Origin of the sequence: Streptomyces sp. WMMC500 (assembly GCF_027497195.1) — a bacterium.
Lineage (GTDB): Bacteria > Actinomycetota > Actinomycetes > Streptomycetales > Streptomycetaceae > Streptomyces.
In genome coordinates this window covers 8467430-8488372 of record NZ_CP114905.1, presented here as the reverse complement: position 1 = coordinate 8488372, position 20943 = coordinate 8467430, and the positions used below count along the sequence as shown (strand labels likewise).

Sequence of the window (20943 nt, the reverse complement as noted above, 5' to 3'; positions counted from 1 at the left end):
CCGCCGTGGTCACGGCGGGCGGTTCTCTTGTTGTCTTTGCCTATTGGTTTGTGTGGCCGCGGGCTTTTCTACTTCGCCGCTCGCAGCACGGCCGCCTCCGCGTCCGTCAGCGGGGCCGCCGTCAGCGGCGGCCGGGCCGGCTGCCGCAGCGACGCGAGGAATTCGGGCGTCTCCAGGCTCCCCAGCGGTGCGGTGAGGGTGGTGACGGCCGTGAGGGCGTCGCAGACGCACTCGTTGACCAGGGAGGCGCTGGTGACCATGTCGGCGAACCCCTGCCGCTGCGCGGCCTGGGTGCTCAGGCGGGGGTCGCTGACGGTGGCCTTGTTGTCGGGGTAGCACAGGTCCTGTGAGGCGGAGAGCAGCCACGGTGCGTCGGCGACCGCGGCGATGGCCTTCTGCGCCGTGCGGGCCAGGCCGGGCTTCAGCCCGCCCGCGCGGCTCAGGCAGGTCTCCAGGGCCCGGGCGGACTGGGCGGCGACGCTCATGCCGTGGCCGTGGATGGGGTTGACGGACACCACGCAGTCTCCGAGCGCGACGAGTCCTTCGGGGCGGTCGGCGAGGCGGTCGAGGTGCATGCGGCGGTTGAGGGTGCTGCGGGTCGTACGCACCGGTGTCAGCGGCTCCGCGGCCTCGATCAGGTCGGCGACGACCGGGTCGCGCAGTTCGCGGGCGAACGCGCCGAAGCGCTCGTCGTCGGCGGTCGGCTCGCCGCCGCGGGTGCCGGAGAGGGTGATGATCCAGCGGCCGTCCTCGATGGGCAGGAGCAGGCCGTTGCGGCCGGGCCGGCCGGTGCGGTGGTCGGCGTAGACGCTGACGACGGGGAAGGGCCGCGGGGCGGCGGCGGGGGCGCGGAAGACGCGGGTGGCGTAGGTGAGTCCGGTGTCGACGCTCTCCTCGGCGGCGGGCGGCAGGCCGAGGTCGGCGAGCCAGTGCCGCAGCCGGGAGCCGCGGCCGGTGGCGTCGACGACGATGTCGGCGGTCAGGTCGCGCGAGGCGCCGTCGGCGGTGCGTACGCGCACGCCGGTGACGCACGTGCGGTCGCCGAGCAGACCGTGCGCCTCGGTCCTGGTCAGCACCTCGGTGTCCGGGTGGTCCAGCGCGGCTTCCCGGACCGTCTGGTCGAGGAGGGGGCGGCTGCAGGTGAGCGCGTAGTGGGAGCCGGGGAAGCGGTGCTGCCAGCCGTAGGCGCTGTAGAGGACCATGTCCTCCTTGACGCCGATGCGGTAGGCGCCGGCGGCGCGCAGCCGGTCCAGGGTGCCGGGGAGCAGCGCTTCGATGGCTTCGGCTCCGCCGGACCAGAGGATGTGCGCGTGCCGGCCCTGCGGGACGCCTTTGCGGGGCTCGGGCTGTTCCGGGTAGGTGTCGCGTTCGACCACGGTGACGTGGTCGACGTGGTCCCGCAGGGCACGTGCGGCCAGCACGCCGGCGAGGCCGCCCCCGAGTACGACTCCGTGAACTCGGGTGTTCGGGCCACGGGTTGCTTCCGCCATTGCTTTTCCGCCCTTTCCGCAGGGTCCGGTCCGGGCGGTTGCCGTATGCCGCCCGGTTCACCATGCGGGCTCCGTCTTGGGGGCGACTTGCCGGTTTCTAAAGCCCTTTCCGGCTACGAATGCGGACGTGAATGGCCTTACGCTACGGGCCGGTTCAACGGATCCGAGTTCCGGAAGGATGCCCTCATGCGGGATTCCTCCATGCAGGTCGAGACCGAGATCGAGCGGTGCGTGGCGTCGGGCATGTGCACGCTGCTGGCCCCGCACGTCTTCGACCAGGATGAGGCGACAGGTCAGGTCGTGGTGCTGGACGGGCGCCCCGCCGAGGAGCAGTGGGCCGCGGTGGACGAGGCGGTGCGCTCCTGCCCGGGCCAGGTCATCCGGTTCGAGCAGGCGGCCGAGCCGGCCGAGGCGCCTTAAGCACGCCCAAGTCCGCCTTAAGGCCGCGGCCCGAGGCTGGGCGGAAAGGCGTGGACCGGCAGTGCCGGCCCCGCGGCTTCGCATGCGGAGGAAGGAAACGCGTCATGTCGGACACGCTGTCCACGCCGCCCCGGCGGTTGCCGACCGAGCGCCCGCGCCCGCTGGACCCGCCGGAAGAGCTGGGCCGGCTGCGTGCCGAGGAGCCGGTGAGCCCGCTGCTGTATCCCGACGGGCACGTGGGCTGGCTGGTGACGAGTCACGCAGCGGCCCGGAAGGTGCTCAGCGACCAGCGGTTCAGCGCCCGGGGCGACATCAAGAAGGTGCCGTTCGAGCTGCCGTCCGGCGGCCGGCCCTGGGAGAAGGTGCCGCCCGGCTTCTTCATGCACATGGACCCGCCGGACCACACCCGCTACCGGCGGCTGCTCACCGGTCAGTTCACGGTGCGGCGGATGAAGGCGCTGGAGCCGCGGATCGAGCAGATCACCGAGGAGCACCTCGACGAGATGGAGCGGCAGGGGCCGCCCACGGACCTGGTGCCGGCCTTCGCGCTGCCGATCCCGTCGCTGGCGATCTGCGAGCTGCTGGGAGTTCCGTACGGGGAGCGCCGCCGCTTCCAGGACCACTCGACGACGGTGATGCGCATCGGCTCGTCCGGTGAGGAGGTGGCGGCGGCCTTCGCCGCGATCTACGGGCTGATCCACGAGCTGGTGCAGCTCAAGCACAAGGAGCCCGAGGACGACCTGCTGAGCGGTCTGATCGCCACGGGCGAGCTGAACGACGCGGAGCTGACCGGCATCGGGATGCTGCTGCTGATGGCGGGGCACGAGACGACCGCCAGCATGCTGTCGCTCGGCACGTACGCGCTGCTGCGCCACCCGGGCGAGGTCAAGCGGCTGCGCGAGGACCCGACGCTGTTCGCCAACGCGGTCGAGGAGCTGATGCGGTACCTGACGATCGCCCAGTTCGGCGTTCCGCGCACCGCGCTGGAGGACGTCGAGCTGGAGGGCAAGCTGATCAAGGCGGGCGACGGGGTCACCGTGTCCCTGGCGGCGGCCAACCGCGACCCGGGCCGTTTCGAGGACGCGGACGGCTTCGACGTCAGCCGCTCCACGTCCGGGCACATGGCGTTCAGCTACGGCATCCACCAGTGCCTGGGCCAGCAGTTGGCCCGGGTGGAGATGCGGATCGCGTACTCGGCTCTCTTCCGCCGGTTCCCGGAGCTGCGGCTGGCGGTCGACCCGGACGAGGTGCCGTTGCGCGCGGAGGCCACGATGTACGCCGCGAGCCGGCTCCCGGTGGCCTGGTGATCACGTGCTCGTACTGAACCGGGAGCGCGACCTGCGGGTCGCCGGCCTCGGCACGGCGTCGCCGGGACCGCGGATCGACAACGCGACGCTGGGCCGCCGCATGGGCCTGGGCCCGATGTGGGAGCAGTGGGCGGAGGCGTTCGTCGGCACGAAGTACCGCCATCTCGCGGTGGATCTGGAGACGGGTGAGCCGCGGTTCTCGCTCGCCGACCTCGGGGAGACGGCGGGCCGGCGGGCGCTGGCCGCGGCCGGCCTGGAGCCGTCCGACGTCGACGTGATGGTGATGGGCACGGCGATGCCCGACATGCTGATGCCGACGACGGTGAACGTCGTCGCGGACCGGCTGGGCATCGACCAGGTGCCGACCTACCAGTTGCAGTCCGGGTGCTCGGGCGCGGTGCAGGCGCTGTCGGTGGCGGCGGGGCTGCTGCTGTCCGGCAGCCACCGCACGGCGCTGGTGCTCGGCGGCGACGTCTCGGCGAAGCTCGTCGACCCGGACATGGACGCCGCCAAGCTGCCGCCCGCGCAGTTGGTGAACCTCATGCTGTTCGGGGACGGTGCCGGGGCGCTGGTGCTGACCGCGGAGCCGTCGCCGGGGCCCGCCCTGCGGGCGGTGTTCACGAAACTGGTGGGTCTGGGCCGCCAGCCCGGTCAGACGCTCGACTGGTACGGCGCGAGCCGCCGGTTCGAAGGACCGCCGGTGAGCGAGGACTACAAGGCGATCGAGGCGGCGGTTCCGGAGATGGCCGCCGAGTCGGCCGAGGAACTGCTGTACGGGCTGGACTGGAAGCCCGACGAGCTGACGTACGTGCTGCCGCCGCAGCTCTCCGGGCGGATGACGGCGCTGATCCGGGAGCGGATGGGCGCGCCGGAAGCCCAGGAGGTCTCCTGCGTCGACGAGACCGGCAACAACGGCAACGCGCTGGTGTTCTTCCAACTGGAGCGGCTGCTGCCGAAGCTCGCCGCGGGCGACCGGGCCCTCGGCGTCGCCATCGAGTCGAGCAAGTGGATCAAGTCGGGTTTCGCGCTGGAGGCGACGGCCTGACGGGACCGCGGATGTCCGTACGGGCGCCGCGCGCCGCTGTTCACGCAGCGGCGCGCGGCGCCGTGCCGTAGCCGGCGTACGGCGGGGCGGGGTCCCACGGTGACGACGCGCCGCCGAGCCCTGACCGCGCCGGCCGCCGTACGCCCGCTTTAGCGGCCTCCAAGACCCCGTCAAGCTCCGCCGGTGAACCTGGGTGACGGTCCGCCCCGCGCCCCCTTCCGTCGCGCCGCCCGGCGGCCCGCCGCGATGGTTCACCAGGAGGTGCGAATCCGTGTCCGCTGCCCCCGCTCGCCCGCCGTCCGCTCCGGATCCGGTCGCGGAACTGCACCGGTCCGGGAACCTGGTCGCGGAGTACCCGAGACTGCCCGCCCTGCTGCACGGCCTCGGCGAGGACGAACGGCAGCGCGCGGGGCGGCTGCTGTCCCGCCTGGCCCCCGACGACGTACTCGCCGTCCACCCCGGCGTCCCGACCGTGTCCGTCGCGGTCACCGGGCACGGCACGACCGCCGGGATCGTCCCGCCCCTCACCATGGAGCTGGCCCGGCACGGCTTGCTGCTGCGCCCCCACGTCGCGGACTACGGCGGCTGGCTGTTCGACCTCGCCGACCCGGCGAGCGAGGTCTACGCCGCCGGCACCGACGTCGTGGTGTGCCTGCTGGCCGCCGGGGTGGTCTTCGACGAGGTCCCGCGCCCGTGGCGGCCCGAGGACGTCGAGCGGGTGCTGACCGAGAAGGTGCACCTCCTCGGCAAGCTCGCGGCCACCCACGGCTCCTCGGGCTCCGGCACCCTCGTCTACACCACGATGCCGCTGCCCCGGGAGTTCACCGCGCAGCTCGTGGACCACCGCTCCCGCGCCCGGCTCGGCGCCGTCTGGCGCGAGGGCAACGCCCGGCTGCTCGCGCTGATGGACGACCACCCGGGCCTCGTCGTCCTCGACCTCGACCCGCTCCTCACCGGCCCCGCCGCCCTCGCCGAGGCCCGCCTCGCGACCTACGCCGGCACGCCCTTCGCGGCCGAGCTGACCGCCGCCGTCGCGCGCGAGGTCGCGCACCTGGCCCGCGGCCGGGCCGGGCGGGCGAAGAAGGTCCTCGCGGTCGACCTGGACAACACCCTGTGGGGCGGCGTGCTCGGCGACGACGGCCCGGACGGCATCGAGGTCGCCGACGGCCGCACCGGGCGCTCGTTCCAGCGCATGCAGCGGGTGGTCAAGCAGCTCGCCTCGCGCGGCGTGCTCGTGGCCGCCGTCAGCAAGAACGACGTGGAGCCCGTCCGCGAGGTGCTGCGCGAGCACCCCGAGATGACCGTGCGCGAGGCCGACTTCGTCCGGGTGGTCGCCAACTGGTCGCCCAAGCACGACAACCTGCGGGCGCTCGCCGCCGACCTCAACCTCGGCCTCGACTCGTTCGTCTTCGCCGACGACAGCTCCTACGAGTGCGGCCTGGTGTCCCGCGAACTGCCCGAGGTCACGGTGCTCCACCTCGACGGCGACCCGGCGCTGCACGCCGAACGGCTGCTCGCCGACGGCTGGTTCGACGTGCGCGACCTCACCGACGACGACGTCCGCCGGCCCGAGCGCTACCGCGAGGAACTGGTCCGCAAGGACTTCCTCGACTCCTTCTCCTCGCTGGACGAGTACCTGAGCGAGTTGGACGTGCGGGTCGAGCTGACCGCCGCCGCCGAGGCCGACCTGCCGCGGCTCGCCCAGCTCACCCAGCGCACCAACCAGTTCAACCTGACCACCAGGCGGCTTCAGCAGGACGAGGTGGGCTCGCTGGCCGGCTCGCCCGGAAACCTGGTCCTGGCCGTCCGCTCCGGCGACCGCTTCGGCGACAACGGCCTGGTCGGTGCGGTGTTCGTACGGACCGACGGGCCCGTGTGGCACATCGACAACTTCCTGCTGAGCTGCCGGGTCTTCTCGCGCGGCATCGAGCAGGGCTGCCTCGCCGCGCTGCTGGCGCACGCCCGCGCCGAGGGGGCCGAGGCGGTCGCGGCGCGGTACGTGCCGTCGCCGAAGAACGGCAAGGTCAGGGACTTCTATCCACGCAACGGCTTCGACACCCACGGGCACGCCGAGGACGGGACCGCCGACTTCCGGCACGATCTGCGGCAGATCGACGCGGTGCCCGGCCACCTCGCCCTGACCGTGCGCTGGGAGCGGGAGGGAACACGATGAACGACGTCACCGAACTCAAGGAGTTCGCGCTCGTCCACGCCAAGGCGCTGCAACTGCCCGCCGAGCGGTACGAGGCGGTACTCGGCCGCATCACCAACGACGAGGACGGCGCCCCGGGCTCGTGGACGGCGGAGTGGTCGGCGGCGGCCGGGGAACTCGTCGACGCCGGGCAGTTGCTGCCGGGGTTCCTCTGCTACACCATGGCCCGCTTCCCCGTCGTCGACGGCCCGGCGCGGCACGCCGCGTACGAGAAGTGCCGGTCGGTGTTCGACCGCTGGCGCGCCGACCAGGCGGGCATCGAGCGGGTCAGCGCGCCGCTGGCCGACGGCGAGGTGGTGGCCTGGGCCGGCGGTCTTTCGGCAGCCGAGCCGAAGCCGGTGCTGCTGGTGGCGGGCGGGATCGTGAGCCTCAAGGAGCAGTGGGCGCCGGTGACGCTCCAGGCGGCGGCGCTGGGCATGGCCGTCGTCGTCACCGAACTGCCGGGCGTGGGCGAGAACACCGTCCCGTACGACCGGGAGAGCTGGCGGATGCTGCCCGCGGTGCTGGACGCGATCGCGGACCGGGCGGACGTGACCGACACGTACGCCCTCGCGAACAGCTTCGGCGGGCACCTGGCGCTGCGCTGGGCCGGGCACGACGTCCGGCTCCGCGGCGTGGTGACGTCGGGGGCGCCGGTGAGCGAGTTCTTCGGCGACGCCGCGTGGCTGCGTGGCGTGCCCGGCATCACCCGGCACACGCTGGCCCGGCTGACGGGCACGCCGGACGGCGACGTGGACGCGCTGCACAAGACGCTCGCCGACTGGGCGCTGACGCCCGGGGACCTGGCCGCCCTGGAGATACCCGTCTGCTACTCCGCCAGCCTGCGCGACGAGATCATCCCGGCCGGGGACCCGGCGTTCCTGCGGCAGCACGTGAAGCACCTCAGCATGAACGAGTTCGACGACGTGCACGGCGCGCCGGCGCACGTGCAGCAGACCGTGGACTGGACGTTCGGCTCGCTGCTGGCGATGCGTCAGGGCCTCAGCCCGCGCTGACGCCGCCCGTCCCGCCTCTCCCGGCCTCCCTCCGGTCCGCCGGAGCCCCGCAACGGCCGCTGCCGGTTCCCTGGTGCCAGGGAACCGGCAGCGGCGTTTTCGGCGGCATCGGGAGCCGGATAACGGGCGGCGGATACGCGCCGGTGAATACCGGGCATTTGCGAGAACGGCGGAGGATCGCGACCCCCCACGCGGGTCGGAAATGTGTCCGACACGCGCCTGTGCGGACTACGCAATACCCCTGACCGCAATTAGGGGGGCCTTAGGGGTGGGTAGGGGTTTCGGCGCCCCCTACCCCCTCCCATAGCCTGCAGAGGCTTGTACCGCATCGCCGCGTGACACACAAGCTCCCCTGCCTGTAGCGGCGATGGAATGTGAACAAGAGTGCCATGAAACAAGCACTTTGGTCGAGAAAAAAATTCATCGGGGGTTGAAAAGTGCAGTACGAAATACTCGGACCCGTCCGAGTGGTGGACAACCGCGGCAGCAGATTCGTGAGCGCCAAGAAGATGCAGGTGCTTCTCGTCCTGCTGCTCATCCGCGCCCGGCAGGTCGTCTCGATCGACGAGGCCATCGCCGAGATCTGGGGGCAGAACCCGCCGCGCCGGGCGACCGCGGGCATCCACGTCTACATCTCGCAGCTCCGCAAGTTCCTCGGCGAGCCCGGCAGCCGGAACAACCCGATCCTCACCCGTCCGCCCGGCTACCTCCTGCACCTGGAGGACGACCAGTTCGACGTGGACCGCTTCCAGGAGCTGCTGCACCGGGGGCGGCAGCACCTCAAGGAGGGCCGGCCGGAGCAGGCCGTGACCGCCTTCGAGGACGGGCTGTCCCTGTGGCGCGGCCCGGTCCTCGGCGACCTGTGCGACGGCCCGGTCATCGCGGGCTTCGCCACCTGGCTGGAGGAGACGCGGCTCGAGTATCTGGAGTGGCTGATGGAGGCGCGGTTGAGCCTCGGGCTGCACCGCGAGCTCATCGGCCGGCTGTCCGCGCTGACGGCCGAGTATCCGCTGCGGGAGACCTTCTACCGCCAGTTGATGCTGGCCCTGTGCCGCTCGGAGCGGCAGGCCGACGCGCTGCGTACGTACCAGCAGGCCAGGAACCGGCTCAACGAGGAACTCGGCCTTGAGCCCTGCCGGGCGCTGCGCGATCTGCAGCAGGCCATCCTCGTCGCGGACGAGCGGCTGGAGCTGCCGGCGGCGGTCTGACGGCAGCCCCGGCGGTACGACGAGGGGCGGGCGAAGCCACCGGCTTCGTCCGCCCCTTCGGCTTGCCCCGCGCGGCCCCGGCTTCAGGCGCGGACCGGCTGCCGCAGCCGCGCGGACATCTCCGCCAGCACCCGCGGGCCGCTCTGGTCGCCGTGGACGAAGAAGTGATCGCCCGGCACGACCAGCAGCTCGAAGCCGCCGTCCGTCAACGGCCGCCACCCGTCGGCGTCCTGCTCCGCGACCACCGGATCCCCGGCGCCGTGGAACGCGGTCACCGGCACCCGCAGCGGCGCCTCCCCCGGTTCGTGCCGGTAGCTCTGCACCACCCGCAGGTCCGAGTAGCCGGGGCCGTCCATGGCCACGTCCGCCTTGCCCGCCAGGTGCTCGCCCAGCTCCGCGCGCAGCGCCGTGTCGTACAGCCGCGGCTGCGCCCGCCGTACCCGCGCCAGCTCCTCGTGCTCCGGCATCTGCTCGAAGCCGAGCCGCTGGGTCACCGAGCGCAGCCGGGCGCCGAGCGGGTTCTCCCCGCCGGTCGGCGCGCTGAACGCGCCGACGAACAGGTGGCGCAGCAACTCCCCGTACTCCGCGCCCAGCCGGTGGGCCAGGCGGTACGCGAGGAGGGCGCCCATGCTGTGCCCGTAGAAGGCGAACGGCCGGTCCAGGTAGGGCTTGAGCGCCTGCGCGACGGCGTCGACCGCCTCGTCGGCGTCGACGAGGCAGCGCTCGTCGGCGCGCTCCTCCCGGCCGGGCAACTGGACGGGGACCACCTCGACACCGGCGTACGCGCTGCCCGGCCAGTCGCGGTACAGGGAGGCGCCGCGACCGCCGTACGGCAGGCAGAACAGCCGCACGGCGGCGTCGTCCCGGGGCGTGACCGGCAGCCAGAGCCTGCCGTCCACGTCGTACGGGCGGGGCGCCGCCGGCTCGGCGCCCGCCGCGGACCCCGAGACGCGCTCGACCACCTCGTCGAGCGACGGCCCGGCGATGAGCAGGTCGACCGGGAGGTCGACGCCGGTCTCCGCGCGCACCCGCTGCCGCAGCTCCAGCGCGGCGAGGGAGTCGAGGCCCGTCTCGGCGAGCGGCCGGCTGCTCGGCACCTCGGCGGGCGGGAGTTGCAGCAGTTCGGCGACCATGCCGGTGAGCAGGTCCCGCAGCGCGGCGGCGTCGTACGCGCCGCCCGGGGCCCGCCGCGCCGCATCGCCGCGCAGGTCGTCGCGTACGTCGTCGGCAGACGTCTCGTACCGGCCGGCGCCCGGGCTGATGACGCGGATCTCGGTGCCCCGGCCCCAGCCCACGGCCGCGCCGTCCTCGGCGCACAGCAGGTGCTCGCCGACCAGCAGCTCGCCGACCGGCGCGGTCAGCCTGACGTGGCACCACAGGGCGCCGTCGGCGGGGGCGCCGAAGCCGACCTCGCCGAGGCGGGCGGTCATGAACAGGTCCCGCTCGGCCAGTTGCGGGCCGGCGGCCAGCGCGTAGAGCTGTACGCAGGCGTCCAGCATCCCGGCGGGCACGGGGAGTTCGCGGTCCGGGCGGCCGGGTGCGGCACCGGTCTCGGCGGGCGTCGGCGGCCGGAACCTGGCCAGCACCTCGCCCTCGCCGAGCCACGCCTCGTCGACCCACTCGACGGAAGGGCCCAGGGGCACGCCCCGCTCGGCCATCTGCCGGTAGAACTCGGCGCCTTCGAAGCGTACGGGGCAGCGCTCGCGGATCTCCGCCCGCGCCGCTTCGGGCAGCGTGCCCGGCTCCGCTCCCCCGCCGCCCGGGCGCAGCCGGCCGGCGGCGTGCCGGTGCCAGCCCTCGTCGCCCGGCCGCTCCGCAGGCGCCTCGCCGGACTCGCGGCTGTGCACGGAGAACTCCGCCCAGCCGGCGCCGTCCGCCGGCCCCACCGCCAGGTGCACGGTGCGCTCCCGGCCGCGGGAGACCGTCAGCGCCCGCTCGAACCGCACGTCGTCCAGGCGCAGCCCGGGGCCCGTGCGGGCCGCGGAGGCCAGCAGCTCCTGGTAGTAGCCGACGTGCAGCACCCCGGCGGTGTCGGCGAGTTGGGGCAGGACCGCGCGGCTGACGGCGGTCGTGTACTGGCGCTGCGCGAGCGGCGAGGCGACCTGCCGCAAGCCGAGCGCGCCCACGGGTGCACCGGCCCCGGACGCCGCGGGAGCGGCATCGGATGCCGCGGCGTCCGGGCGGTGCGCACGGCGTCGGAACGTCTGGCCGGGCAGGTCCAGCCGGGTCCGTTCGTAGCCGGCGTCGCAGGCGGACCAGTCGACGTCGTGGCCCGAGACGTGTCGTTCCGCCAGCCAGCCGAGGAGTTCGCGCCAGATGTCGTCCCCGGGCAGCCCACGGATCTCGCCGGCCTCGGCCCGTGCCGGGGGCCCGCCGAGGTGGACGAGGGTGTCGTAGCCGTGCGCGGCGAGCGCCGCCGCGGCGGCCTCCGGCCGGACGCCGGCACCGGGACGCAGCCAGAACCCCGGATCGGCCGCCTGGTCCGCGCCGGCCTCGCCGGCGTCGGGTCCGTGCAGCAGCCGCAGGGCGCGCGGGCGGCGCGGCGGCGCGGCCGGCGGGGCGGCGGCGCCGTGGCGGGCGGCGAGGAGGGCGCCCGCGGTGGGGGCGTCGAGGGCGCCGCTGAGGACGGCGGCGGCGAGGTCGCCGGGGGCGGCGCCGCCCGCGACGGCACCGGCCGCGATGCCCCAGTCGCCCAGGGTGCGTACCAGCGCGATCTGGCAGGCCACGGTCCGTACGTCGGCGGCGAGCGGGGCGCCGTGGGCGCCGTCCGACTCGGCGGCCGGGGGCCGCAGTTCGGCCGTACACCTGTCGACGTGTGCGCGGAATCCCGGGTGGGTGGCGTACAGCGTCTCGTGGATGCGCTCCGCGACGGGGGCGGTGGCGTCGAGGAGGAAGGCGACCGGCGGCGCGGGCGCCCGGTCGCGGGCGCCGACGGCCTCGGCCGCGGCGGTCTGCCGCCGGCCGGGGGCCGGCTCGGGCGCGTCGCCCTCGGCGAGCGCGGTGAGCCGGCGCGCGAGGTCGTCGCGCGTGGCGGTGACGAACGCGGCGCGGTGGGCGAAGTGGGCGCGGCGTGCGGTGGCGGTGTGGCAGAAGTCCGCGAGGGTCGCGTCGGGGTGCGTGGCGAGCCACCGGCCGTGGCGGGCGGCGGATTCGCGCAGGCCCTCCGGGTCGCGCGCGGAGAGCGCGAAGACGTGAGCGGGGCGCTCCGGCCCCGCGGTGCGCGGCGGTTCGGCGTCAGGCCGGGTGTCGGGCTCGGTGAGCACGACGTGCACGTTGGTGCCCGAGAAGCCGAAGGAGCTGACGCCCGCGGTACGGGGCCGGCCGTCGGCCCGGCGCGGCCAGGTCGCCGTACGGTCGCACAGCGCCACCGGCAGGCGCTCGACGCCGAGCCGCGGGTTGGGCGTGTTCAGGTGCAGTCCGCCGGGGATCTCGCGGTGCCGCAGCGCGAGCACGGTCTTGATCAGGCCGGCCACCCCGGCGGCGGCCTCCAGGTGCCCGATGTTGGACTTCACGGCGCCGATGCGCAGCGGCGCCCCGGGGTCGCGGTCGGCGCACAGGACGTCGGCGGCGGCGCGGACCTCGATCGGGTCGCCCAGCGAGGTGCCGGTGCCGTGCGCCTCCAGGTAGTCCACGGCGCGCGGCTCCACCCCCGCCGCGGCCACGGCGTCGGCGATCAGCTCGCGCTGCGCACGGCCGTTGGGGACGGTCAGGCCGCTGGTGCGCCCGTCGTGGTTGACGGCGGAGCCGCGGATGAGGGCGAGGACCGGGGCGCGTACGGCGGCGGCGTCCGAGGCGCGCATGAGGGCGACCATTCCGCTGCCCTCGGAGCGTACGTAGCCGTCGGCGGCGGCGTCGAAGACCTTGCACTTGCCGTCCTCTGCCAGCGCCTCCATCCGGCACAGGGCGACCATCACGGCGGGCGACATCATGGCGCTGACGCCGCCGGCCAGGGCGGCGGTGCACTCGCCGCGGCGCAGGCTCTCGACCGCCAGGTGCACCGCGAGCAGCGACGACGAGCACGCCGTGTCGACCGCGAGCGCCGGGCCGCGCAGCCCGAAGGTGTGCGCCACCCGTCCCGCGGCCACGCTGATCGCGGAGCCGGTGGCGGTGTACGGCCCGGCCTCACGCGGCGACCGGGGCAGCAGGGTGTTCTCCGAGCCGGAGACGCCGACGAAGACGCCGACGCGCCGTTCGGCCGTGGTGCCCGACAGCAGCCCGGCGCTCTCCAGCGCCTGCCAGCTCGTCTCCAGCAGCAGCCGGTGCTGCGGGTCCATGTCGCGGGCCTCGGCGTCGGTGACGCCGAAGAACCCGGCGTCGAACGCGTGGGCGCCCTCGGCGAGGAACCCGCCGCGGCGGGTGTACGACGTGCCGGGCTCGCTCCGGTCGGAGGAGTACCAGCCCTCGACGGGCCACCGGTCCCGCGGTACGTCCACGATCCCGTCGCGGCCCTCGCGCAGCAGCTCCCAGAACCGCTCGGGCCCGTCCGCGCCGCCGGGGAAGCGGCAGCCGAGGCCGACGACGGCGATGGGCTCCTCGGCCCGCGCGCGCAGCTCGTCCACCTGTTCGCGCAGGGTGCGTACGGCGTCCAGGGAACGCCTCAGCAGTTCTTTGTCCGTCATCGCCGTTTCCTCTCCCCCGCGTGCCGTGTGCTACAGCCCCAGCTCGGCCAGGACGCCCTTCAGCTCGATCTCCACCGTCGAATCGCCCTTCGCGGCCGCGGATCCGCCGCCGGCGGTCCTCGCGGTGGCCGCCTCGGGCTCCGCCGCGGCGGATGCGGCCGCCGGCGGCTCGATCCGCAACACCCGCTGCAGCTTGTCCCGTTCCGCGTGCACCACGCCGAACTCCGCCACGGCGTGGTGCAGAGCCGCGTCGAACGCCGCCACGCCGACCGCGTTCTCCAGCGGCGTCAGGCCCAGGCGGCGGCGTACGAAGCCCTCGGTGGCCTCGTCGACCCGCATGCCGCCGTCGCGCCAGAACGGCCAGACCAGCGCGATGCTCGCGCCGGACCGCTCGCCTGCGGCGCGCAGTTCCTCGCGGCGGCGGCTGAAGGCGTTCAGGAAGCGGCTGGCGAAGGCGTAGTCGACCTGGCCGGGGTTGCCCGCGAGCGCGGCCAGCGAGGAGAAGACCATGAAGAAGTCGAGGTCGTCGCCCGCGGTCGCCGCGTCGAAGTGGACGGCGCCGTCGACCTTGCCCGCGAGCACGGAGTCGATCTCGTCGGCGGTCTTGTTGGGCAGCAGCCCGTCGCGCAGCACGCCGGCGGAGTGGATGACGCCGTGCACGCTGCCCCAGCGGTCGCGGGCGGCGGCCAGGATCCATTCGACGTCGCCGCGGTTCGCCACGTCGGCGCGCTCGTAGCGGACGTCGGCCCCGAGGGCGCGGATCCGCTCCAGCGCCTCCCGGCGTTCGCCCGTGAGCTCCGAGCGGCCGACGAGCAGCAGGTTCACCGAGGCCCGGCGGGCGAGGTGTTCGGCGAAGAGCAGGCCGAGGCCGCCTCCGCCGCCGGTGATGACGTACGTGCCGCCGGCCCGCACCGCGACGCCGGCGGGCTCGTCGGCGCCTACCTCGGGCAGCTCGCGGAGCCTGCGCACCCAGCGGCCGTCCGCGTCGTGGCGCACCTCGGTGTCCGCGCGGGCGTCCGTTGCGAGTTCGGCCTCGCAGACGCGCAGCAGGGCGTCCGCGGGCTCCTCGCCGGCGGCGGTGCGCACGGCCACGGCCTGCTGGACGAGCCGCGGGTTCTCGTGGTCGACGCTGCGGGCGAAGCCGCCGAACGCCTCCGCGAGCGGATCGGGGCGGGCGCCGGCGTGGGCGTGGACCCGCAGCAGCCGCACGGGGGCGCGCAGTCCGAGCCGCAGGAGCGCCTGGCTGAGATGGAAGACCGAGGTGAGCGCGGTGCGCGGGTCGCTCCAGGCGTGCACGACGGTCAGGGGCGGGGTGTCGAGGCCGGCGAGGAGCGCGGCGTGGTCCCGGGCGGACTCGGCGCGTACGGTACGGCCGTCGCCGGACACCTCGTACGCCTCGCCGGGCCGGACGCCGACGACGGGCGCGGCGCCGGTGTGACGGCCGCGCACCCGCTCGGTGAGGGCGCCGTCGTCGTCGAAGACGAGCACGGGGCCGGTGAGCCAGGACGCGGGTCCTGCGGGGGCGGCGGCCCGCTCCCAGCCGGCGGTGTAGTGCACGATCTGGAGGGCGTCGGCGGGCGCGGGCCCGGGCGGCTCCGCCGCTGGCTCGGGGACCGCCGGGGCGGGGGCGTCGTCGAGGCTCAGCTCGTCCAGCAGGTAGGTGGCGAGGTCGTCGATGCACGGGTAGTCGAAGACCACCCCGGCGTACAGGACCAGGCCCAGCGCCTCTTCCAGCAGGTTGCCGAGGCGTACGGCCATCACCGAGTCCATGCCCAGTTCGAAGAAGCCGCGCTGCCGGTCCGGCGGGCTGCCGGGCGGGAACTCCAGCAGCTCGCCGAGCGTGCGCTGCATCCGCGCGGCCAGCGCGGTGTGGCGCTCGCTGGGGGGCGCGGCGGCCAGCGCCGCGAGCAGGTCCGTCGCGTCGGCCGGCGCCGCGACCGCGGGGACCGCCGCCTCCGGGGCGGTCCGCGGCGCGGGCACGGGGGACGGCACGGCCGGTGCGGTCGGCCGTGCCGGGTTCGTGGCGCCCGGCTCCAGCCAGTAGCGCTCCCGCGAGAAGGGGTACGTCGGCAGCGACACCCGGCGCCCGCCGGTGGGCCGGGCCGCCCAGTCCGCCTCGCCGCCCGCCGCCCACAGCGCGGCGGCCTCCTCCGGCGCCGCGTCGGCGGGCACCGCGGGTGCGCCGCCGGACCGGCCGGGGCGGCGGCCGACGCTGGCGCGGCCGTCCGCGTCGTCGCCCGCGGCCACGCGCGCGAAGTGCTCGGCGGCTTCGGCGAGGGTGCGGGCCGCGAAGGCGGCGCGGTGCTCCATCGCCTCCCTGCCGTGCTGCAGCGTGAACGCGACGTCGGCGGGCCGCGGCGCCTCCGGGTCGTCGGCGTCGGGCTCGGCGGGCAGGGTGCGCAGGAACGCCGCCATGCGGGCCGCGTACGCACGCAGGTTCTCCGGCGTACGGGCCGACAGCGGGAACACCAGCGGCCCGCCGGCGCCCGCGGCGGCCGGGGCGGGGCGGGCCGGGGCCTCCTCCAGGATCAGGTGCACGTTGACGCCGCCCGCGCCGAAGGAGCTGACGCCGGCGCGGCGGGGCCCGGCCGCTGCCCCGCCGGGCCCGGGCAGCACCGGCCGCTCCCAGGGCGCGGTCTCGCGCTGCACGGCGAAGGGCGTGCTGTCGAGGTCGAGGTTCGGGTTGAGGTCCGGGGTGTGCAGCAGCGACGGCACGAGCGTGCCGTGCCGCAACTGCAGGACCACCTTGGTGACCTGGGCGATGCCGGCCGCCGCCTCGGCGTGGCCCATGGTGGCCTTCACCGACCCGATGGCGCACGCCGGCCGCCCGTCGCGGCGGTGCGGGGCGGCGGCGTCCGCGTAGGCCTCGGTCAGGCCGCGCACCTCGATGGGGTCGCCGAGGCTCGTGCCGGTGCCGTGCGCCTCGACGTAGCCGATGGAGCCGGCGTCGACGCCGGCGTCGGTGAGGGCGGCGCGTACCAGCTCGGCCTGCGCGACGGGGTTGGGGACGCCGTAACCGTAGGTGCGCCCGTCGCTGTTGACCGCCGAGCCCTTGATGACGGCGTGGATCCGGTCGCCGTCGGCGAGCGCCCTGTCCAGCGGCTTCAGGAACACCGCGCCGACCGCCTCGGCCGGCACGTAGCCGGTGCCGCCCTCGGCGAAGGCGCGGCAGCGGCCGTCCTCGGCGAGGAAGCCGGCCTCGGCGAGCATCACGTACTTGCTGGGGTGCAGCGACAGGTTCACCCCGCCGGCCAGGGCCATGGCGCACTCGCCGCGGCGGATGGCGGCGACGGCCAGGTGGACGGCGTAGAGGGAGGAGGAGCAGGCGGTGTCCAGGGTCAGGCTCGGACCGCCGAGGTTGAGCAGGTGGGAGATGCGGTTGGCGACCGAGAAGGTCTGGGAGCCGACGATGCGCCAGACGCCCTCGTCCAGGTCGCCGCCCGCGAACATCTGGTAGTTGTTGTACGTCACCCCGGCGAAGACGCCCACCGAGCCGCGCTCGTCGCCGAGTTCGGGATCCGCCAGCGAGGCGGGGGTGTAGCCGGCGTCCTCCAGGGTCTCCCACGCGGTGGTGAGGAAGAGCCGCTCCTGCGGGTCGAGGAGCCGGGCGTCGCGCGGTGAGATGTGGAAGAACTGCGGGTCGAAGGCGTCGACGTCGTCCAGGAAGCCGCCCCAGCGCGGCCACTGGTCGCCGAACTTCTCGCGCGCCAGCTCCGCGAAGCGGCGGTAGCCGGGGCGGTCGAGGGGGATCTCGTCCACGCAGTCGTCGCCGTCCCGCAGCCGGTCCCAGAAGTCGGCCAGCGTGGGGGCCTTGGGGTAGCGGCCGCTGATGCCGACGATGGCGATGTCCCGGGTGCCCGTGCTGCCGGCGCCGGCGGCGCTCGCGGGGGCCTGGAGCAGCGCGGGCGCGGGCGCCGCGGGCAGGGTGCGTACGCGGCCGGTCAGGTGGCGGGCGAGCGCGTCGAGGTTCTTGTACGTGAAGAGCGTGGCGCTGTCGACCGGCCCGTAGTGCTCCTCAAGCCGCCGGCGCAGCTTCTCCACCAGCAGGGAGCTGAGGCCGAGGTCGTCGAAGCCGGCCCGCGGGTCGATCTCCTCCGGCCGCCACTTCAGCTCCTCGGCGAACAGCCGCACCAGATGCGCGAGTACGGCGTCCTGCGTGGCGCCCGGGCCGCCCGGCAGCGCGGCCGGCTCCGCCGCGGCGGACAGCGCCGCGGGCACGGGCGGCGCCGCGAGCCCGGGCTGCGCCCGGCCGGAGGCGAGCAGGACGTGCGGGACGAGGTCCCGCGGGCGGACGGGCCGGGGTTCGAAGGGGTACGTCGGCAGGGGCGTGCGGCGTACGGGCCTGCCGCCGCGCAGCAGCGCCCAGTCGAAGTCCGCGCCGGCCGCCCAGAGGCGGGCCAGGGCCGCCGTCTTTCCGGCGGTGGCGAGGGCGTCGAGGTACGTGTCGCCCTCGGGACCGGCGAGCAGCGCGCGCGAGAGGTCCGCGGCGCCGGCGGCCTGCCCGCTCCACCACGTGTCGCCCTGGTCCTCGCCGCGCAGGAAGTGCACCAGCGCGTCGTACAGTTCGTCGACGTCCTCGGCGACGACGGCGAGCCGTGCCTCCATCGGCTCCCGGCCGAGCTGCAGGGTGTCGGCGAGCGCGGTGAGCGCGAAGTCGGCGGTGCCCCCGTCGGGCGCGTGCAGGTCGAGGTGGCGCACGAGCTCGCGGGCGTAGCCGCGCAGCGCGTCGGGCGTGCGGGCGGACAGCGGGATCAGCAGCGGGGCGGCGGGCGCCGGGTCGGCGGCGGGTTCGCGCTCGTACTCCTCCAGCACGACGTGCGCGTTGCTGCCGCCGAAGCCGAAGGAGCTGACGCCGCAGCGGCGCGGGGTGGCGGGGCCGTCCTGGGCCGTCTGCCGCGGCCAGTCGCCGGCGCGGTCGCCGATGCGGAAGGGGCTGCCGTCCAGGCGGATGTACGGGTTCAGCTCCTCGAAGTGGCGCAGGGCGGGCAGCTTCCCGTACCGGAGCGCCTGCACCATCGTGACCAGGCCCGCCAGCCCGGCCGCCGCCTCCAGATGCCCGATGGCGGTCTTGACCGAGCCGAGCGAGCAGTGCGGCAGGGCGGGGGCGCCGTGGCCCCAGGCGGCGTAGAGGCGGGCGAACGCCTGCTTCAGGCCCTCGATCTCGATGGGGTCGCCGAGGCTGGTGCCGGTGCCGTGGGTCTCGACGTGGGTGGCGGTCGCCGGGTCGAGTCCCGCGGCGCGCCAGGCGTCGACGATGACGTCGGCCTGCGCCTCGGGGCTGGGCGCGGTCAGCGACGCGGCGCGGCCGGAGTGGCCGACGGCGCTGCCGCGGATCACGGCGTGGATGTGGTCGCCGTCGGCCTCGGCGGCGGCCAGCGGCTTGAGCACGACGGCGACGACGCCCTCGCCGCGTACGTAGCCGTCGGCGGACCGGTCGAAGGTCTTGCAGCGGCCGTCCGGGGCGAGCATCCCCGCCAGCTCGAAGCACTCGAACGGGGTGGGGCTGAGCATGAGGTTCACGCCGCCGGCGATGGCGAGCCCGCACTCGCCGGCGCGCAGGCTGCGGATCGCGCGGTGGACCGCGACGAGCGAGGACGAGCACGCGGTGTCGATCGCCTCGCTGGGGCCGCGCAGGTCGAGCTGGTACGAGATCCGGTTGGGCAGCACGGCGTGGGAGAGCCCGGTGGCGGTGTGCGCCTGGGGGCCCGCGGCGCTGTGTCCCAGCACCTCCGCGTAGTCCATGGAGCTGACCCCGACGAACAGGCCGGTGCGGCTCCCGGCGAGGGCGTCGGGGCGGCGGCCCGCGTCCTCGACCGCCTTCCACACCGTCTGCAGGAAGAGCCGCTGGTGCGGGTCCATCAGCTCGGCCTCGTGCGGCGAGATGCCGAAGAACGCGCAGTCGAAGGAGTCGACTTCGTCGAGGAACGCGCCGCGGGCGCGGCCGGCGCGCTCCGGCCCGGCCCAGTCGCGCCAGCGGCCCTCGGGTACCTGGGTGACCAGTTCGTCGCCGGCCAGGAGGCGCTGCCAGAAGCGCTCCAGGTCCGCCGAGCCGGGCAGCACCGCGCTGAGGCCGACGACGGCGACGGGGTACGGGTCGGGCAGCGGGGCGTCGTCCTGCGCGCGCCCGGCACCGCGGGGGCCGGTGCGCGGGGTGTCGTCGCCGGCGTCCGGGTAGCGGGCGGAGACCAGGTCGTGGTGCTCGGTCAGCAGGTGGCGCGCGAACGCCTCCAGGGTGAAGTGCTCGAAGAACACCGACGGGGTGAGGTCGACGCCGAGGTCGCGGCGGAGCAGGTCGGCGAACTCGATCAGCCGGATCGAGTCGAAGCCCAGCTCGCTCAGCTCCGTCTCCCCGCGGACGACCGCGGGTTCGATCTTCAGCACCTGGGCGACGGTGGTGCGCAGGTCCTTCAGGAGGGCCTGGTGAAGCTGGACGGCGGGGGCGCCCTCGGGGCGGGTGCGGTCACGCTCGGGGCGGCGCAGGCGCAGTTCGCCGCCGGAGGCGTCCGCCGCCGCGCCCTGCGCGGCTTCCGCGGCTTCCGCGGATTCCGCGGCTTCCGCGGATTCCGCGGAAGCCGCGGATTCCGCGGATTCCGTCGCTTGGGGAGCCTTCGCCGCCTCCGCCGCTTCCTGCGCGCGGCGCTCCTCGTCGCGCCGGGTGGCCTTGATCAGCCCGCGCATGGCCCGCCCGGGGCCGACGGGCTTGATGTCCGCCACCCCCCGCGCGATGAGGTAGCGGACGGTGTCGGTCCAGCGCACCGGGTGGTCGAGCTGGCGTACGAGCGCGGCGGCGACGTCGTCCTCGTACGGCAGGGCGGTCACGTTCGAGATGACGGGCACGGCGGGCGGCGCGAGCGTGAAGCCGCCCAGGAACTCGGCGAACTCGCCCTGGATCGCCGACATGTACGGGGAGTGGAACGCGCCGCTGACCCGCAGCACCGTGAACAGGCCCGCGCCGGCCTCCTCGAAGACGGCGCGCGCGCCCGCCACGTCCTCGCGCGGGCCGGCGACCACGGTCTGCGTCGGGTTGTTGTAGTTGGCGATCGACAGGTTCTCCAGACCCGGCCGGCCCAGGAGTTCCGCGACCTGCTCCGCCGTCAGCCCGACGACCGCGGCCATACCGCCGTCCGCCACCCGGGACATCAGCTCGCCGCGCTTGGCGACCAGCCGCACCCCGGTGTCGAAGTCGAAAGCGCCGGCGGCGTGCAGGGCGTTGTACTCACCGAGGCTGTGCCCGGCGAGATAGTCGGGCTCCGCGCCGCCGTCGGCGCGGTGGGCCAGGTAGCTCAGCGCGTTGACGACGAAGAGCGCGGGCTGCGTGTACTCCGTGTTCTGCAGCCTGCCTTCGGCATCGTCGCGGCACAGCTCCGCTGTCGAATAGCCGAGTATCTCGTCCGCGCGGGCGACTTCCTCCGGGAAACGGCCGAAGAGCTGCGCACCCATCCCTTTGTGCTGCGAACCCTGGCCTGGGAATGCGAGCGCAAACATGTCGAGTCGTTCCTTCACAGTATGCGTCGGTGAAATCCCGGCACGGGACCGCGGGGACTTTAGCGGCTACGCATCCTGACCGCGCAGCACTATTCTGGTGAGTCCATCGTGACCGGACCGACTAAGGGTGCCCTAGCGGCCCGCTAAAGCCCCGACCAGGAA

General features: G+C 74.8%; 9 protein-coding genes. 6 read left to right on the top strand and 3 right to left on the bottom strand.

Annotated features, from left to right (window positions below; genetic code table 11):
* Nucleotides 1-68: 68 nt before the first annotated feature.
* On the bottom strand, nt 69-1490 hold the full coding sequence (locus O7599_RS36545) for an FAD-dependent monooxygenase (protein WP_281619903.1): 1422 nt from the start codon (nt 1488-1490) through the stop codon (nt 69-71).
* A gap of 186 nt (nt 1491-1676) precedes the next feature.
* Here O7599_RS36545 and O7599_RS36540 point away from each other — a divergent pair, with 186 nt between their 5' ends.
* The 6 genes from O7599_RS36540 (at nt 1677) to O7599_RS36515 (ending at nt 8677) form a co-directional block, all read left to right on the top strand.
* The gene (locus O7599_RS36540; protein ID WP_281619902.1) at nt 1677-1910 is read left to right on the top strand and encodes a ferredoxin; all 234 of its coding nucleotides are present in this window, start codon (nt 1677-1679) and stop codon (nt 1908-1910) included.
* 104 nt (nt 1911-2014) lie between these two features.
* Nucleotides 2015-3217, top strand: a complete 1203-nt coding sequence (locus tag O7599_RS36535) for a cytochrome P450 (RefSeq protein ID WP_281619901.1) — start codon at nt 2015-2017, stop codon at nt 3215-3217.
* Between the two features lie 4 nt (nt 3218-3221).
* Complete coding sequence (locus O7599_RS36530) at nt 3222-4262, top strand: 3-oxoacyl-ACP synthase III family protein (RefSeq protein ID WP_281619900.1); 1041 nt, start codon at nt 3222-3224, stop codon at nt 4260-4262.
* Nucleotides 4263-4533: 271 nt separating this feature from the next.
* A complete protein-coding gene (locus O7599_RS36525; protein WP_281619899.1) occupies nt 4534-6435 on the top strand; it encodes an HAD-IIIC family phosphatase in 1902 nt (633 codons plus the stop codon).
* The gene (locus tag O7599_RS36520; protein WP_281619898.1) at nt 6432-7469 is read left to right on the top strand and encodes an alpha/beta fold hydrolase; all 1038 of its coding nucleotides are present in this window, start codon (nt 6432-6434) and stop codon (nt 7467-7469) included. Before O7599_RS36525 ends, O7599_RS36520 begins: the two co-directional genes overlap by 4 nt.
* A 437-nt stretch (nt 7470-7906) precedes the next feature.
* A complete protein-coding gene (locus O7599_RS36515) occupies nt 7907-8677 on the top strand; it encodes an AfsR/SARP family transcriptional regulator (RefSeq protein WP_281619897.1) in 771 nt (256 codons plus the stop codon).
* Between the two features lie 83 nt (nt 8678-8760).
* Here O7599_RS36515 and O7599_RS36510 read toward each other — a convergent pair whose 3' ends face one another.
* Nucleotides 8761-13296 (bottom strand): beta-ketoacyl synthase N-terminal-like domain-containing protein, encoded by a 4536-nt coding sequence (locus O7599_RS36510; RefSeq protein WP_281619896.1) that lies wholly within the window; start codon nt 13294-13296, stop codon nt 8761-8763.
* A 30-nt stretch (nt 13297-13326) separates the two neighbouring features.
* On the bottom strand, nt 13327-20781 hold the full coding sequence (locus O7599_RS36505) for a type I polyketide synthase (protein WP_281619895.1): 7455 nt from the start codon (nt 20779-20781) through the stop codon (nt 13327-13329).
* Nucleotides 20782-20943 lie beyond the last annotated feature (162 nt).

Excerpts from the sequence above, each read along its gene's own strand:
- O7599_RS36510 (WP_281619896.1), bottom strand. The coding sequence starts at position 13,296 with ATGACGGACAAAGAACTGCTGAGGCGTTCCCTGGACGCCGTACGCACC.
- O7599_RS36535 (WP_281619901.1), top strand. The coding sequence starts at position 2,015 with ATGTCGGACACGCTGTCCACGCCGCCCCGGCGGTTGCCGACCGAGCGC.
- O7599_RS36545 (WP_281619903.1), bottom strand. The coding sequence starts at position 1,490 with ATGGCGGAAGCAACCCGTGGCCCGAACACCCGAGTTCACGGAGTCGTA.
- O7599_RS36540 (WP_281619902.1), top strand. The coding sequence starts at position 1,677 with ATGCGGGATTCCTCCATGCAGGTCGAGACCGAGATCGAGCGGTGCGTG.
- O7599_RS36520 (WP_281619898.1), top strand. The coding sequence starts at position 6,432 with ATGAACGACGTCACCGAACTCAAGGAGTTCGCGCTCGTCCACGCCAAG.
- O7599_RS36505 (WP_281619895.1), bottom strand. The coding sequence starts at position 20,781 with ATGTTTGCGCTCGCATTCCCAGGCCAGGGTTCGCAGCACAAAGGGATG.